At 35.7% G+C, this 16085-nt stretch carries 13 protein-coding genes, 1 pseudogene and 1 riboswitch; of the genes and pseudogenes, 10 read left to right on the forward strand and 4 right to left on the reverse strand.

Annotated features, from left to right (window positions below; genetic code table 11):
- Nucleotides 1–59: 59 nt before the first annotated feature.
- The 7 genes and pseudogenes from FWJ32_RS07920 to FWJ32_RS07950 form a co-directional block, all read left to right on the forward strand.
- Complete coding sequence (locus FWJ32_RS07920) at nucleotides 60–1307, forward strand: MFS transporter (RefSeq protein ID WP_149545416.1); 1248 nt, start codon at nucleotides 60–62, stop codon at nucleotides 1305–1307.
- A gap of 83 nt (nucleotides 1308–1390) precedes the next feature.
- Complete coding sequence (locus FWJ32_RS07925; protein ID WP_149545417.1) at nucleotides 1391–2632, forward strand: MFS transporter; 1242 nt, start codon at nucleotides 1391–1393, stop codon at nucleotides 2630–2632.
- Nucleotides 2633–2703: 71 nt separating this feature from the next.
- Entirely contained in the window at nucleotides 2704–3390 is a 687-nt protein-coding gene (locus FWJ32_RS07930) for a response regulator transcription factor (RefSeq protein WP_149545418.1), read from the forward strand.
- Between the two features lie 9 nt (nucleotides 3391–3399).
- Complete coding sequence (locus tag FWJ32_RS07935) at nucleotides 3400–4644, forward strand: sensor histidine kinase (protein WP_149545419.1); 1245 nt, start codon at nucleotides 3400–3402, stop codon at nucleotides 4642–4644.
- Nucleotides 4645–4728: 84 nt separating this feature from the next.
- On the forward strand, nucleotides 4729–5397 hold the full coding sequence (locus tag FWJ32_RS07940; RefSeq protein ID WP_476727225.1) for an ABC transporter ATP-binding protein: 669 nt from the start codon (nucleotides 4729–4731) through the stop codon (nucleotides 5395–5397).
- Complete coding sequence (locus FWJ32_RS07945; RefSeq protein ID WP_149545420.1) at nucleotides 5394–7802, forward strand: ABC transporter permease; 2409 nt, start codon at nucleotides 5394–5396, stop codon at nucleotides 7800–7802. Before FWJ32_RS07940 ends, FWJ32_RS07945 begins: the two co-directional genes overlap by 4 nt.
- A gap of 251 nt (nucleotides 7803–8053) precedes the next feature.
- Nucleotides 8054–8146 (forward strand): annotated as a pseudogene (locus FWJ32_RS07950) (IS200/IS605 family transposase); the annotation flags it as partial.
- Nucleotides 8147–8622: 476 nt separating this feature from the next.
- On the opposite strand, the gene FWJ32_RS07955 reads toward FWJ32_RS07950, so the two are convergent.
- On the reverse strand, nucleotides 8623–9006 hold the full coding sequence (locus FWJ32_RS07955) for a winged helix-turn-helix transcriptional regulator (protein ID WP_149545421.1): 384 nt from the start codon (nucleotides 9004–9006) through the stop codon (nucleotides 8623–8625).
- Between the two features lie 130 nt (nucleotides 9007–9136).
- Here FWJ32_RS07955 and FWJ32_RS07960 point away from each other — a divergent pair, with 130 nt between their 5' ends.
- The gene (locus FWJ32_RS07960) at nucleotides 9137–9637 is read left to right on the forward strand and encodes a nitroreductase family protein (protein ID WP_149545422.1); all 501 of its coding nucleotides are present in this window, start codon (nucleotides 9137–9139) and stop codon (nucleotides 9635–9637) included.
- Between the two features lie 25 nt (nucleotides 9638–9662).
- On the forward strand, nucleotides 9663–10292 hold the full coding sequence (locus FWJ32_RS07965) for a flavodoxin family protein (protein WP_149545423.1): 630 nt from the start codon (nucleotides 9663–9665) through the stop codon (nucleotides 10290–10292).
- 181 nt (nucleotides 10293–10473) lie between these two features.
- Nucleotides 10474–10595: riboswitch (THF riboswitch) on the forward strand.
- A 302-nt stretch (nucleotides 10596–10897) separates the two neighbouring features.
- On the opposite strand, the gene FWJ32_RS07970 is transcribed toward FWJ32_RS07965, so the two are convergent.
- Nucleotides 10898–11797: a LysR family transcriptional regulator gene (locus tag FWJ32_RS07970; protein ID WP_149545424.1), complete on the reverse strand. Its 900-nt coding sequence runs from the start codon at nucleotides 11795–11797 to the stop codon at nucleotides 10898–10900.
- 436 nt (nucleotides 11798–12233) lie between these two features.
- On the opposite strand from FWJ32_RS07970, the gene FWJ32_RS13330 reads away from it, so the two are divergent.
- Nucleotides 12234–12389 carry a hypothetical protein gene (locus FWJ32_RS13330; protein ID WP_162523564.1) on the forward strand — a complete coding sequence of 52 codons (156 nt, stop codon included), beginning with the start codon at nucleotides 12234–12236 and terminating at the stop codon, nucleotides 12387–12389.
- Nucleotides 12390–12575: 186 nt separating this feature from the next.
- On the opposite strand, the gene FWJ32_RS07975 is transcribed toward FWJ32_RS13330, so the two are convergent.
- Nucleotides 12576–13718: an iron-containing alcohol dehydrogenase gene (locus FWJ32_RS07975; protein ID WP_149545425.1), complete on the reverse strand. Its 1143-nt coding sequence runs from the start codon at nucleotides 13716–13718 to the stop codon at nucleotides 12576–12578.
- A gap of 21 nt (nucleotides 13719–13739) precedes the next feature.
- Entirely contained in the window at nucleotides 13740–15707 is a 1968-nt protein-coding gene (locus tag FWJ32_RS07980) for an NAD(P)/FAD-dependent oxidoreductase (protein ID WP_149545426.1), read from the reverse strand.
- Nucleotides 15708–16085: the final 378 nt, after the last annotated feature.

Raw genomic sequence — 16085 nt, forward strand, 5'->3', positions numbered from 1 at the left:
TGCAATAAAAGAGATTATAAGTCATATAATTAATACTCTGTTTAAGAGGAAGCGATGACATGATAAATGAATTTGCAAAAAGAAATAAAGTATTGCTTTTAAATAACAATTTTATGCTTTATATTATAGGCTATGTGATATCAGGTATCGGTTCCAGACTTACGACGATAGCTATTTCAAGCAAGATATTATATCTTACAAAGAGTGGACTATCTTTAAGTGCATCACTAATGCTTGAAGGAATACCAAGTTTTTTGCTAGGCTTATTTGCTGGAAATGTAGTTGATAAAATGCGCAAAAAGAACATATTGATAATTTTATACATATTATTTGCAATGACATCTTTTTGGTTAATATTTGCAAATAACATGAGATTGATATACATGATAAGCTTTATAAATGGTATTCTTATGGCATTTGAATATCCTGCCAGAAGTTCAATCATCCCGCTTTTGGTTGATAAAAACCATCTTTTAGAGGCAAATAGTTTTAGAAGCAGTTTGTCAAGTATAAATATGATAGTGGGGTATTCTATAGGCGGTATAGTTGTTTCAGTATTTGGGAATGACATGTCTTTTTTAATAGATAGTCTTACATTTATCATAATTGCAATTTTAATTGCCTTTATTAGAATCGACGAAAAGGCTCATGGAGATAGAAGTGAGAATATATTTGATGATGTTTCAAAAACAATCAAGAACATGATGAGCGAAATAAAGCAAGGAATAGGCTTTATCAAAGACAGTAGGATCATAAAACAGGTTATAAATCTTAATCTATTGAGTACGCTTATAATAAGTATGCAAACACCACTTGTGTATATTTTTGTTGAGAATTATCTTGGTGGTGAGAAATTGCTTGCGGTAAGAAGTGGTACACTTTTTTCGTTAGCAGGGGTTGGAGGACTGATTGGAGGTATATTGATAAATGTAATAGGAAAGAAATTTAATAATATTTCCATTATGACGACCGTATTGCTGCTTGATGGAATTACTCTTATCGCATTTTCAAACAGCAAAATATTTTTATTATCATCAATACTTTTTACTTTCTTAGGCGTGATATTTGTAGTGTTTGAAACCCTTACAGATACGATAATACAGGAAAATACTAATGATGATAACAGAGGCAAAGTTTATGGATTTTTAGGCTCATTAGTTGACCCGTTATCGATAATATCTTTAGGTATAGGCGGTGTTTTAACTGGTGTATTTAGTGCAAAGACAATTTTTATACTATGTGGAATTGCAGAGGTTACTGTAGCATTGATATATAAAACATATAATAAAATTAAAGCGACTAATTAATTTTATTACTTTACTTGATTAGAATATTGAGACATTACGCTTTTATTTTATATAAGCTTTAATAAAGTAAGTGAGGTGTATTTATGACAATAGTAAATAAAATACCAAGATATATCTTGCCATATCCCGTTATTTATTTTTTTGTCAATTTTATAAATGGACTAACTATACCAATTATAGTGATCTACTATAGATATGTAGGTTTAAATCTATTTCAAATAGGACTTGTATCTACAATTTTTGAATTAAGCATTTTTATTTTAGAAATCCCGACTGGATTTATTGCAGACAAATTTGGTAGACGATTTTCAATATTATTATCTTTCTTGAGTTTTTCAGTGAGTGGAATTTTATATTTTTTAATTAGAAATATTATTGGCATAATGTGTGCTTCAATCATGCAAGGCATTGGATATACGTTTATTTCTGGGTCATTACAAGCATGGGCTATAGATACCTTAAAACAAAATGGAGATGACTCATATATAAAAAGCACTATTGTATCAGGAACACAAAGTAGAAGGATAGGTTCTCTATTAGGTAGTGTTGTAGGAGGCTATTTAGGAATAAAAAATATAAATATATTATGGTATTTTTACATATTTTTGGGATTTGCAGCAATGGTATATTCTTATATTTTTGTTCGAGAAAAGAGGGAAAAGTTCCTTAATAACGAGACAAAGTTTAGTATTAAAAATTTGCTTTATCTAGATGAAATTAGTAAAGTATTTATAGAAAAAGACAAGATTATTTTTATTACAGCTATTCTATTATTTATTATCTCTGCCATATACGAATTTTCATTGTCACCTGTAGATGAATATTGGACAGTATTATTTTCTGAAGATTTGAAAATAAGTACGTTTATTATTGGCTTGATTGCAGCTATTTCTAATATCATTTTAATAGTATCAGTAGCACCAATAGTAAATTATTTAAATAAAAGATTAAAAGATATAACTGCTTTTTTAGTTGTAACTATTTTAATCATATGCTCTTTAGTATTATTAGCATCAGTCAAAATGGTGCTAATTTCTATACTCGTGTTTATCTTATTTAGATTGTTTACAGGTGTCTATGAACCAATCATGGAATATTATCTAAATGGATTATTAAATGATCAATATAGAGCAACTATGTTATCGGTTTATAGTATGGCTGGCTCGATAGGGGAAATATTAAGTGGCATTTCAATCGGTGCTATTGCGGAAAATAAAGGTATTAATATGGCGTTTTATGCGGGAGCCATAAGTTTGTCATTTGAATTAATTTTATTTTTTATAATAACTAAGATGCAAAATATGAACATTGAACATTCTAGATGACAAAATATCGAGTAGCTAGCCGCTTTACAGCGGTTACACCCTTACAGATTGGTTGAGAGGAGTAAATCAAAATGAATAGTATTCTTTTGGTTGAAGATGATTTGAGCCTTATTGACGGACTTGAGTTTTCGCTTCGTAAAAACGGCTTTAATGTCAATGTTGCCAGAACAGTGAAAGAAACTCTTTCGGTGCTTCGGGATGAAAAATATGACTTGCTGATCCTTGACTTGACTTTACCTGACGGAAACGGATTTGAAATATGTAAAAAGGTACGTCAGTTATCCGCAGTACCGATTATTTTTTTAACGGCATCAGATGAGGAAGTGAATATTGTCATGGGGCTTGATATGGGAGGAGACGACTATATTACCAAACCCTTTAAGCTTAACGAACTCATTTCCAGAATCAATGCCTTACTGCGTCGTGCCAAATTGTCAGACAACGCTCAAACCGAACTAAGTTCCAACGGTATAACAATCAAGCTTCTGGAAAACCGTGTATGGAGAAACAACCATGAGATTGAGCTTACTGCCGCCGAATACCGGCTTTTATGTTTGTTGATGCGCAATCCCGATACCGTTTTGACAAGAGAAACTATATTGGATAGGCTTTGGGACAGCAACGGCAGCTTTATAGACAATAACACCCTGTCGGTCTATGTACGCAGACTCCGCGAAAAAATCGAAGATGATCCTGAAAATCCTGCATTTTTGCTGACGGTACGAGGAGTGGGTTATAGATGGAATGTCATAAAGTGAGGGGTGCATATGAAAATTTTCATAAATAAAGAAGTGAAGATGCTTTTTATTGCACTTGCAGTAGTTTTTCTGTTCTTTATGATATTGGGACAAATCACTGTAGAGCTCGCTGCAGACGACTATAAACGGAACATGATCTTTCACGATTACGGGGTTGCGGGGTATCTGGCGCGAAACGAATTGGATGAATCACAGATTATACGTTCTTTTACAACGGAAAAAACAAATGATGATGTGAAAAAAGGTCGGGAGTTACTGCAACAGGCGGGGTATGACAGCAATACGCAAAATAGTCTGCTTTCCGCTGTCGAACATTTTTATCATAAATATGCGTTGATTTTTCTGATACTTTCCATTACTTTTTCAGTCATGGTGTGTGCAGTATTTTTGCTTTTTATTTTACGGCAGTATAAGAGGATTGAAAAAGCTATTTCGGATATTCAGGCTTTTATGGCCGGCAACGTCGGCATCCGTTTGAATGATCATGAAGAAGGAAGTTTGTCAAAGCTCTTTACTTCAATCAATATAATGGCAACTTCACAAGCCGCTCATATTGAAAAGGAAAAGCAAAACAGAGAATTCTTAAAAGATACAATTTCAGATATATCGCACCAATTGAAGACACCTCTTGCTGCACTTAAAATGTACAACGAAATTATACAGAATGAAAATTGCGGAAATGATGTAGTGGACAGCTTCACATCAAAAATTGAACGAGAGATCGCCCGGATGGAATCACTGATTCAAAACCTTCTGAAACTGGCAAAGCTGGATTCAGGTTCAATTGAACTTGAAAAACATACTCATAACTTAAAAGAGTTTCTTGAAGAAACCATTGAAGGATTCCGCACCCGTGCCAAACTGGAGGGCAAAGCAATAGTTCTTCACTGTGATGAACATATTACTATGAATTTTGACAAGGAATGGATGCTGGAAGCGGTCAGCAATATCATTAAAAATGCTCTGGATCATACGGGGGCCAAAAATCTGATTGAGGTGCGATGCGATGAGACACCGGTTTTCATCCAAATTACTATAAAAGACAATGGGATGGGAATTCATCCAGAAGACATCCATCATATTTTCAAAAGGTTTTATCGTAGCCGCTTTTCCAAGGATAAGCAAGGAGTTGGTATCGGGCTTACCTTATCCAAAGCTATTGTTGAAAATCATGGAGGGACCATTACAGTTGAGAGTGAATTGGGTAAAGGAACTGCTTTCTATCTTGCATTTCCAAAGCTTTCAAATCTGTAAGATTGGGTTCACCTGAGAGTAAGATTCCCATGCTATAATCTTCTTAAAAGAGCAGGGGAGGTGTTTATGGTGGATTTATTGATTGTGGAAAATTTGTGTAAAACTTATGGCACAGGCGAAACAAAAGTGGATGCCTTAAAGAATGTGTCATTTTCCGTTTCAAAAGGTGAATTCATTGTCATAGTGGGGCCGTCGGGTTCGGGGAAAAGCACCTTGTTAAATCTTATTGGCGCATTAGATGTTCCCACTTCAGGCAAGGTGTTTTTAGACGGAAAAGATATCTTCGCCATGAAAGAAGAAGAGTTGTCCGTCTTTCGCAGACGCAACATAGGCTTTATCTTTCAGGCATACAATCTTGTTCCAGAACTCAACGTGGAGGAAAATATAATCCTGCCGCTGCTTTTGGATTATCGAAAGCCGGACAAAAAGTATATTGATGAGCTGCTTGGTATCTTGGGACTTACAGAAAGAAAGTACCACCTGCCCCATCAGCTTTCTGGCGGCCAGCAGCAGCGAGTAGCCATAGGGCGGGCACTGGCGACCAAGCCTGCGATCATATTGGCGGACGAGCCGACCGGAAATCTGGATACTAAAAACAGCCGAGATGTCATCAATTTAATGAAAATGTCTGTTGAAAGGTATAATCAGACGCTAATAATGATTACTCATAATCAAAGCTTTGCGTCCTTTGCTGACCGGGTTTTGAATGTGGTGGACGGTGTTGTGACCGAGTTGGGAGGCGGGCAGAGATGAATAGCTATCTTTCCATTGTTTCCAAATACCTGTCGGCGCATAAAAAGAAAACAAGGCTGGTCATTACCAGCGTTGTCATAGCCGTAGCTCTTGTCACCAGCATTTTTTCCATGCTGGATATTTTCATTCGGTTTGAGAAAATTCAGCTGATTCACGAATATGGCAATTTTCATCTGGGTGTGAAAGACGCCACAGATAAAGAAAAGAAAGCCATTGCCAACCGTATTGATGTGAAAAACTCCGGCATGTGGATATCCTTTAGAAACGGAAATATAAACGGTAAAGAGTGCGAGTTGGCGGCAGTGGACGAAAAATTTTCTCCAAATATGAATATTACCATTTTGGAAGGCAAATTTCCTGTAGCGGAAAACGAATTGATATTGGAAGCATGGGCGGCGGAAAGCCTTCATTTAAATGTGGGGGATATGACAGAAATAACTTTTGCCGACAATACGGAAAAGAAGTTTATAGTCAGCGGAATATACAGTGATTATGGTGATACAAAAGCAAAGAGCGTGCCAGGCATTTTTTTATCCGTTGCAGGCGCCAATAAAGCAAAGGCAGAAAAATCAACTGTTTTTCTTATTGAGTTTAAAGATGATGTAAACATCAACAATGCACAAAAGGCAATCCAAAGTAGCCTGAAACTGGCAGATAACCGAATTGTTCGCAATGAATATCTGCTTTCGGTTATGGGGTATGGTAACAACAACCCAGTTAGAAGACTATATGCAACAGGGGCGGTTTTGTTCTGCATCGTCCTAATTGCCGGCGTTATGATGATCTATAACACTTTCAATATCTCGGTAATGGAAAGAGTGCAGCAGTTCGGGCTTTTAAGGTGCATCGGCGCATCTCAGTCACAAATAAAAAAGCTTGTCAAGAGAGAAGGACTGCATATTACGTTAAGGGCAATCCCCATCGGAGTGCTTGCAGGGATGCTGCTGGCTTTTCTGTGCTCCGTGATACTTAAGTATTACAACAGCAGTCTTTTCGGTGAAATGCCTCTGTTTAACTTCAGCATAGTGGGAATCATCGCAGGAATTGCGATCGGGGCAATCACCGTATTTATCGCTTCCTCTCTGCCTGCAAAAAAAGCGGCAGGGGTATCCCCTGTCAATGCAGTAAACGGAAGTAGTGAAATAAAAATCTCCCAAAAGAAAAAGCAGGGGCGACTTACAAAAATATTTCGTGTGGAAGTTGCCATGGGCATTAATAACGCTGTTGTTAAGAAAAAAACGCTTTTTTTAATGTCATGCTCCATTGCCATCAGCATCGTTATGTTTTTAGGCTTTCAGGTGTATGTCGATTTCATGTATTCTTCGCTCAAAACGACAAAGCCCTATACCCCGGATATCTCGCTCACATCGGAACAGGGCTTGAGCAGTAATCTGTATAAAAAACTCTCGAACTTGAGTGGTGTAAAAAAGGTCTATGGAAGGATGTTCAGCTATGTGGATGCCACCTTTGATGCTTCAAGATTGACCGATGCTTATAAAGAAATTATAGGTGATGTTCAGACAACGGATAATGGGTTGTTTATTCCACCTGAAAAATCATGGCTAATCTCTTATGACAAAAACCAGCTTAATTGGGCAAAAACAGATTTGATTGAAGGAAAAATTTCTGAGGAAAAGCTGAATGAGAAGAAAGGGATAATAGCAGTTGCTCGGACTCGCAGGAATGGCGTTGGCATCGAGACTGCCAAGCTGCAATTGGGAGATAAAGTTTATATCCAAACCCCTGACGGAACAAAAGAAATGACCGTAATGGCCATCCTGCGTACCGTTCCCTTCAACGACTCCAAGTCTTCTCTAACCACCTTTATCACAACTGAGAAGCTATTTACGGAGTTGACTGGAGAATCAACGCTTAGGATTATCGACATTCAGCTTGATCGTTCGGGACAGGAGCAGACGGTAAGTGAAATCAAGGGGATGCTGGACGACTCGATTTCGTTTTATGACCAGCGTCAGAAAAATGCTGAGGTTAATGGGTACTTTTTAACCATGGCGGTTTTTATATATGGTTTTGTTGCAGTGATTGCTTTAATCAGCGTTTTGAACATCATCAATACCATGAATACCAGTGTGGCATCTAAAACCAGATATTTAGGAGTTATGCGGGCAGTAGGCATGTCCAGTGCACAGCTTGACAAAATGGTGTTGGCTGAAGCACTCACATATAGCTTGATAGGAGGTATTGTGGGATGTATTATGGGAATAGCTCTACAAAAGATGCTTATTAACACTTTTCTGCCACGACTCCTTCTTATATGGAAGTTTCCGTATATGCAGATTGTTTTAATACTGATTATTCTCCTTTTGGTGACAGTTATTTCTATTATCAGCCCGCTGAAGTGGATTAAAGCCAAAGGAATTTCAGAGGTTATCGGATCTTTATAACAAGTATTCGCTGAAAATGAAGTTATGGCATATTGTTCAAGCACTAAAAGCAAAGGAACAAATGAAAGACTGGTTATCACCTTTTCTGATGGTTGCCGGTCTTTTCTATTATGGACTTCAGCCTGTTGGGCTCGAGTAACATTCAAAACAATAAACCACCTGCTATGCGGGTGGTGTCAAAAAAGTTATACAGAAAGTCACCTTTCCGTTAAAATAGAGTTGTTCAAGCTACTAAATTAACGAAAGGAAAAGTGATTTTGATGGCTAATAAAGAAAACAGCTTAGTACACACAAAATGGATGTGTAAGTATCATATTGTCTTCACTCTTAAGGTACTGAATAAAGATCACAAGGTTATTGGTATGTCCAGTGTTCCAGATTACGGAGATTATTTTAGGAAAATTCTTACGCTTACTGTTACTGACATTGAATATAGTGAACCTGGTACTGAAGTGCATGTGGTCTGGGAGACTCAGGTACACGTCAAAAAAAGATCCATGCTGCTGTAAAGCTAACCCTTTATAAAAAATAACCGTAAAGCTGACTTGAAGGATCTTTAATAATTAAAAGAAATATTATAGAGACTCTGGTTATTTGTTAGGAGTTACAGGCATTTTATAAGTGCCTGCCTTTTTGTTTTTTACTCAATTGTTAAAAGTTTTATTACATTATTTCTTAAAAGTGCTTTTGCAATATCTGATGATAAGAGAGAGAATGTTCGGTGATTTCATATAAAATGCTGGTGTCAGCATGATTTTTACCTACCATCAAATTAAAAATAGAATAATAATCTTAAGAAATTAATTTGAAAGATTATTTTTCATGGGTTTAGTCTATTACTGAGATTTTTTGTTGAAGTAACCAGTTTATAGTAATCATTTCCCCAATCACACATCATACTAAGAATAGGCATTAGAGTTTCTCCTAAATTGCTTAATGAATATTCAACCTTTGGAGGAACCTGAGGATAAACTTTTCTAATAATTAGATTATCTGCTTCTAGTTCTCTTAACTGTTGAGTTAGCATTTTTTGAGTTATTTGAGGAAGTAATTTTTTTAATTCGTTAAATCGTTGTGTTCCTTTAGTACCTAGATGCCAAATAATAAGTGGTTTCCATTTTCCTCCGATTAAATCTATTGTAATTTCGAAGGTGCACGTATAACTTTTATTCTTAAATTCTAAAATATTGCATTCTGATTTCATGATTCTCCACCTTTCTATAGTATATTTTTGGATACTATAATACAAAATAGTGCGTACTTGCTATTATTAAACTTGTTTTTTATAATTATAACATAAATAATAAAAAAAACGATTAGGGAGGAATGCATAAATGGATGCAATATTAAATAGAAAAAGTATAAGAAAGTATAAGAATATAAAAGTGAGTGATGAGATTGTTCAAGAATTATTAAGAGCGGGTATGGCAGCGCCTTCCGCTGGGAATGAACAGCCTTGGGAATTTATAGTTTTAAGAGATAAGGAAATTATGAAAAAGATAGCTGAGGTACATCCTTATTCGCAGGCGCTATTAAATGCAGATGTTGCAATTGTAGTTTGTGGGGACGAATCCAAAGAATTACTTAAAGGCTTTTGGGTACAAGATTGCTCAGCTGCCACAGAAAACATATTGTTAGCTGCTGAAGATAAAGGCTTAGGTGCTGTATGGTTAGGTGTTTATCCAGTAAAGGGTAGGGTAGATGCAATAAAAAGACTTCTAAATTTGCCAGATAGTGTAATTCCCTTATCAATAGTACCCGTTGGATATCCAGATGAGCAAAGAGAACCAGCAGATAGATTTAATAAAGAAAGAATACATTATGACAGATGGTAATAGAATCAAAGAGGGGTAATAATATATGAAGGTTGTTGCATTTAATGGGAGTCCCAAAAAGGAAGGCAACACGTATCATGCTATAAAAATAGTGGCAGAGGAATTAGAAAAGGAAGGTATAGAGGTCGAGATTATCCATGTTGGGAATAAGGTAATAAGAGGATGCCTTGCATGTGATGGTTGTGTGAGAAATGGAAATGAGAGATGTGTCATTGACAATGATGAAGTGAATGAATGGATACAGAAAATGAAGGAAGCGGACGGCATAATACTAGGTTCTCCTGTGCATTTTTCCGGTATAGCTGGAACTATGAAATCATTTTTGGATAGAGCATTTTATGTTGCTAGCAAAGGAATGTTGAGACATAAAGTAGGGGCAGCTGTTGTGGCTGTTAGACGTTCAGGGGGAGTTACTACTTTTGAACAGTTGAATAATTACATTAATTATTCTGAGATGCTTATGCCAACTTCAAATTACTGGAATGTAATACATGGAACGGCACCAGGAGAAGCTATAGAAGATGAAGAAGGAACACAAATAATGAGAGTTCTTGGGAAAAACATGGCATGGCTTATGAAATTAGTCCAAAGCGGAAAGGAAACAGTTAAAGAACCAGAAAAGGAAAACAAAGTATTTACGAACTTTATCCGATAAATTGGAAAATCCAACGATATACACAAAAAGTTATAAAGAAAATTGTATCTTTAGTATATTGACTAAAATATTTAAAGGTGGTAATATACAAAATATTAAAATAAATTGAAGAGGGGAGGGGGAAAACGGCTATTTATAAATTATTTTATGGTGTTTCGGTTGCTGTTTTATGTGAAAATAAGGCAAAATAGGATTAAGCGCGTAAAGTGCCAGATGGATGGGAAGTTGCCACTGGACGAAAAATCCTGGCGATAAATATATTTATGGCCAGTGATTTGCGGTGCTTATTCCGCATTCATTATCAAAATGCCTTTTATGGACATCCTCTGCAGCTGGCTTATATGTCCTGCAACGAAGAATAAAAGAGAGGAATCGCTATGAGTTTCAAAAGCGACATCGAAATAGCATAGGGAACAGATATGTTTTCGATTGAACAGGTTGCAGAGTCAGCTGGCGTCCAAAAGAAAGATCATGAAATATATGATAACTACAATTTATTAAAAGATATTGTCTGCATGAGCCATACTAACATTGCAAAAGTGTTTTAAAAGGATGAGACCGGCTTTGCTTCATATACACGCGAAAGTGAGCCTGTCAATGAATATTTATTCTATTGTATCTTTATTATACTTGCTAAAGAAATAATTCATGAATCTTTTGGTGGCATTACTAATTTTTGCATCTTTTTTTACTATAAATCCTGCATCCCAAAACACCGTAGGGGCATCTATGGGTATACAGCATATATTGTTGTATTTCTCAACATGAGTTAGCTTATCCACAAAAACAAATATACCCTTATTTGATTCGACAAAATCGTAAGCGGCATTTAAGTCATGGTTGAATTTAAAATATACATTGGGAATAAATCCTGCTCTATTAAAATGATCCATAAGAACAAGTTGAATGCGGAATGTATCATCTAAAAGAATAAATTTTTCATTTTTGAGGTCTTCAAACTTGACGCTTTTTTTAGAAGCTAACGGATTATTTTTGTTTACTATCGCAATAAGATTCTCTTTTATTAGATGATAGTATTTAAATTTTTTTTCGTCTTTGGGCTTGACAGTAAGAGCCAAATCAAGGGAACCATTTAATACATTTAATTCACACTCAACATCAGAATATTCAAATATGTCAATCTCAATATCACAGAACTCTTTTTCAAATTCAACAATTTCTTTTGCTCCTAAAACCTGCAGAGTTCCTGGCGCAAATCCTATTTTTAGTTTTTCTTTTTGTTTGTCTACGTTGCTGCTTATATCAAAAACAAAATCATCAAAATACTTAACTAAAGCTTCCGTTTTTGGTAAAATATACTTTCCAAAATCGGTAAGATCGACGCCATTAGAATTTCTGATAAAAAGGGGGGCACCGATTTCTTTCTCTAAATTATTAATTCTTTTACTCAGTGCTTGTTGAGTAATAAACAATTCCTTTGCTGTCTTGGTGAAACTATGGTTTTGACACACTTTTATAAAATATCTTAATGAGGTTATATCCATAATACCACCTTTAGTTAACAGAATCGTATCATATAATCTATTATACAACAGATATCCAACAATTCAAATACAGCAATAATTCAAGCACCTGCTTTCAATATTTTGGTTATAACGATGAAGCTTGAAATAGATATTTTAGAATAAATGATCGTTGTTTTGCTTCCTTGATGGTCAATATTTTTATACTACCGCAGGAAGGTTGAATACTAAACATCTCTCCAGGTTTAATGTGTTTGAGAAATGTAATAGAGATTTAAATGGCAGTGCAATGATTACTGTCTATATGGTTAGTGGATTGTTCATTGTTAGCTTGGATAAGACCTGGTTAGTAATCTATAATTAAGAATATAAACGATTTTATTCTCCAGACTTTGTGATAGGAACCATTTTAGGAGAGCATAGGTAGGACTATATACAAGCAGAGATGAAACAAAAAATGAACTTGTTTCCATATATTGGACATCTTGGCAAGACCCATGGTATTATTGACGCACAGTTTGTATTCCTGGAAGAGTTTGTATCAGTTTTTGTCATTATGTCCCATATTCCGCTGAATTATTTTATAGCTGATAAAACCTTCTTTGCTGGATAGATTATATGAATTCAGCGGAATATGGGTTATGTCAAATAAACTATTACGTAAAGATACGATTTAGTGAATTAATTGTTCAGAGAATATATCCATTCGTTCAGAATGGAATTTGCTATAGCGTACTTTGACTGTTGTTATTATGATATTACTTAATGTAAAGTTTGGCTAAGTGATACAGTAAGTTAATCAATAGTTTTCATACATATTCTCCAATATCTTAACAACCTCATCTTTGCTTAGATTTTTAGGAACAAAGTTATAACATGGATCTTTGAATATCATGTCAGAGGTCTCGATTAAATTTTTCTTTGATATCCCCAGTTCCCTCAAAGATCTTATTTCAAGTTTCTTAATGAATTTTCTTATTGCTTCAGCAACAATTTCACCTATTTCTTCGCTGTTTTCATTTCCGCTAAAAGATATTCCCATTGACTCACCGACAATCTTAACCTTAGAATCGTCAATTCCAGCTGCATACTTCATTACCTCAGGGAGTGCTAATGCACATGCAACTCCATGTGTAATATGAAATTTTGCCCCCAGAGAATGGGCAATTGCATGGCCTAAGTGAACTAAAGCGTCGTTGAATGCAATACCAGCAAAGTTACTTGCCAGTAAAAGGTTACCCCTTGCCTCGATATTTGCACCATCTTTGACAGCAATAGGCAAATATCTCATTATTCTTTTTATTGCATCTGAAGCTAAAAGTTCAGATTTAGGATTTGGAAACTTTGCTGTAATAGCTTCTGCAGCGTGAGCGAATGCATCCATTCCGGTATGGGCTGTTGTTTCTTGCGACACACTAACTGTTGCTTCTGGGTCTAATATTCCTAAAGATGCAGCTCCTATCACTGAATTTTTAACATTATTTACAGTATCTGTTATAACAGCCACACTTGTACTTTCACTTCCTGTCCCTGCTGTTGTAACCACCATGACAACCGGCACTCCCGGTTTGTAGAATGGATTTCCAAAATATTGGTTTATTGGTGGAGGATTATTTACTAAAATATTTATTGCTTTTGCTGCATCCATAGAGCTTCCACCACCTACTGCTACTATTCCATCAATTTTTTCAGCTTTAGCTATTTCTCCACCTTGGTCTATTATATAATCTGGAGGTTCAGGTGTTACTTCGTTAAACTCAATTAATTCTACACCTGCACTCAGCAGGCTTTTCTTACACTTTGCGTAAACTTCGCTTTTTGCTATAGTTTTTCCTGATACAATCATTATCTTTGTGCATCCTAGTTTTTTAACTTCTTCACCAAGCAAACTGATTGTTCCCTCTCCATAGATTATCGGACATAATTGTGAATATCTTGCCATTTAACTATTCCCCCTTGTAGTCTATAAATTATATGCGGTCAAAAAGCCGGTTTCCATTGCATTTCTTATTCTTCCAACTTCTCTGGCATCTCCAAGCACAAAAACTCTATCAAAAGCAGATTTTATTTCATCAATTGACTCTTTGGATGGTACTCTTCCAAGGGATAATACGACATAATCAAACTCATAATACTCACTTGTTCCGGTTTCAGTATTTTCAAAAACGACATTCTTTCCTTCTATCTTAACCAGTTTGTGCTTGGGATACAATTTTACCCCTAAAGGCTTTATATGGTTCATCACATCTATTAAATTCTGGAAGTAAAGTCCCGGACCTATTTCGTCAGCCATTTCAAATACACTAACGTCATTGCTGTTTGCAGCAAGATAATGTGCTGTCTCAAGACCAGTCATTCCTGAGCCTACAACTGCAATCTTTTTATTATTAAGCTTTACTTTTCCGCTTAATATATCCTCAGCTGTTGATACATTTTCTCCTTCTATACCAGGTATTGATTTTGGTATTATCGGGTTTGAACCCTGAGCAATAAACACTGCATACGGGTTAAGTTCCTTTAAGTCTTCTATGGTAGGCACTGTATTGTACCTTATTTCGACTCCTTCTTTTTCAACCTGTGATTTTAAATAATCTATCAGCCAATTTATTTTTTCTTTTTTTGGAGGCTTGTTGGCAAGTTGTAACTGACCGCCGAGTTTATCTGATTTTTCAAATATAACAGGTTTATATTTCCTGATAGCTAAAACTCTTGCAGCTTCAAGTCCTGAAGGGCCTGCACCAATTATGGCTACAACCTTTCCTTCACCATCTTCTTTAAAATTGCTATATTCGTATTCATTTCCACCTTGTATATTAATGCTACATTGGCAGGACATTCCGCTTGAATCAGCTTTCATTAGTGTTTCCATGCAATGTAGACATGATATACATTTTCTAATTTCATTTACTCTTCCTTCTTTAGCCTTATTGGACCAATCAGGGTCTGCAAAATGTTGTCTTGCTGATCCAGCAAAATCAATCTTTCCTTCCCTAATCATTTTATCTGCATATTCTGGGTCCCTTATAACTGCAACGCCTATAACGGGTATGTTTACTGCCTTTTTTATAGTTTCCGGTAGATAAATTTTCCACCCCTGTTCGAAAGAAGAGGGTTCCCATGATACATTCATTGTTTCGTATATTCCACAGCTAATATCAAGTGCATCTACACCAAGTTCTTCCAATCTTTTGGCTATTTTAACGCTTTCCTCAACATGAAGCCCTTCCTCTGAAAGCCCAACGTACCCTAAAAATTCGTCAACTGATAACCTTACTATCAGTGGGTAATCTTTGCCGCATTTTTCTCTTATGCCAATAATTATTTCTTCTAAAAATCTCATTCTGTTCTCGAGGCTTCCGCCATACTTGTCAGTTCGTTTGTTTGTATATGGACTTAAGAACTGATTTACCAGGTATCCATGGGCAGCATGTACCTCAACCCCATCAATTCCTGCCTTTTTAAGTCTAACTGCAGCGTTTACAAATTTGTCCACCATGTCTTCGATCTGCTTAATTGTCATTGCTTCAGTTGGCTGATGCACTACATTGCACTCTACTTCGCTGGGTGCTAACATTGGTAAGTTGCCATTTATAAGGGATATTCCTTGCCTTCCAGGGTGGTAGATCTGTACGACGATTTTGCTGTCATATTTATGAATTTCATCGGCTAAAGCTTTGAGGCCAGGTATAAATTTATCATCATAAACGCATATCTGTTTGCCATTTCCTTTCCCTCTTTCACCATCAACTATTGCACATTCCGTAAATACAACGCCAACCCCGCCTTTAGCCCTTGCACCGTAAAAATAGATGTCTTTTTGTGATACAGTTCCATCAGTGTTGGCCAGTGCATTACCCATAGGGGTGAATACTATCCTGTTTTTTGTCTCCATTGTTCCGATTTTTCCCTTTGAAAATAAATACTCAAACACCCTATTACCTCCTTAATAGCTTAAATTTTGTTAAAATATTAACTTATATTGTTTTACATCAAATATATTATATTTTATTGCCAGTCTTGTAAAACACTAAACCATTGTGTAAGCCACAACTTTTCGTGGTATCTTAATTATTATGGTGTAGACATTTTTTAGTCTATTGTACCAGAAATAATGTTCTAGGAAGGAGAGATATCTTTCTGTAAAAATTGAACTTAGTATTTTAACACATTAGAATCTTTATATTCTATAGCAGATTAGTCTTGAGCAGCCTGATAGTGTAAAATTTTATTAGGTCACTTAGCAGGAAAAATCAGTCTTGATGTAGAAATAAGACCTCACCATCCTATAATCCGGATGAGTATAAAACTC

Origin of the sequence: Calorimonas adulescens, from assembly GCF_008274215.1 — a bacterium.
In the GTDB taxonomy this organism is placed as follows: Bacteria; Bacillota; Thermoanaerobacteria; order Thermoanaerobacterales; family UBA4877; genus Calorimonas; species Calorimonas adulescens.